The sequence below is a fragment of the Paenibacillus rhizoplanae genome, assembly GCF_042684125.1.
GTDB lineage: Bacteria > Bacillota > Bacilli > Paenibacillales > Paenibacillaceae > Paenibacillus_AQ > Paenibacillus_AQ rhizoplanae.
On record NZ_JBHUKY010000094.1, the window covers coordinates 1 to 722 of the forward strand.

The window sequence follows — 722 nt, forward strand, 5'->3', positions numbered from 1 at the left end:
GCTTAGCATCACTAAAATATTGAAACTTGTTTACACAAGTTCAGCTTAAAGGAATGTTCTAAAACGCAAATTCATTTCGGTATCCAGTTTTCAAGGATCAAGTTGCTGTTATTGTGAAACAATCACGGCTGTGATGTTCGGAATAACAGACAATGTGCATATACTGTTGTAAAGAATAATTGGTGGAGCCAAGCGGGATCGAACCGCTGACCTCCTGCTTGCAAGGCAGGCGCTCTCCCAGCTGAGCTATGGCCCCAAAGTAAGTATTCAATTGAAGTGTTATATGGTGGGCCTTGGTGGACTCGAACCACCGACCTCACCCTTATCAGAGGTGCGCTCTAACCAACTGAGCTAAAAGCCCATATAACAAAACATAATAACAAAACATACAGTAGTGAAGCAATCAATGAATTGATTGTTCGCTTGGCGGCGTCCTACTCTCCCAGGACCCTTCGGTCCAAGTACCATCGGCGCTGGAGGGCTTAACGGTCGTGTTCGGGATGGGTACGTGTGGAACCCCTCCGCTATCGCCACCAAACGCATACGAAAGAGACTTGCTCTTTCAAAACTGAACACGAGTGAGTGTTCGAACCCGAAGGTTCACTTGTGGAAGCTTACGCTTCCGATTTGAATGTTTCCGTTGCAGGAAACGATTCTCCATAGAAAGGAGGTGATCCAGCCGCACCTTCCGATACGGCTACCTTGTTACGACTTCACCCCAA

The 722-nt window shown here is 46.8% G+C and carries 2 tRNA genes and 2 rRNA genes; all 4 read right to left on the reverse strand.

From position 1 onward, the window contains the following. Positions 1 to 180: 180 nt before the first annotated feature. Positions 181 to 256, reverse strand: a tRNA-Ala gene (locus tag ACFSX3_RS30655). Positions 257 to 284: 28 nt separating this feature from the next. Then, positions 285 to 361 (reverse strand) — tRNA-Ile (locus ACFSX3_RS30660). A gap of 60 nt (positions 362 to 421) precedes the next feature. Next, positions 422 to 538: ribosomal RNA gene (gene rrf, locus ACFSX3_RS30665) — 5S ribosomal RNA — on the reverse strand. A gap of 125 nt (positions 539 to 663) precedes the next feature. Next, positions 664 to 722: ribosomal RNA gene (locus ACFSX3_RS30670) — 16S ribosomal RNA — on the reverse strand; the annotation flags it as partial.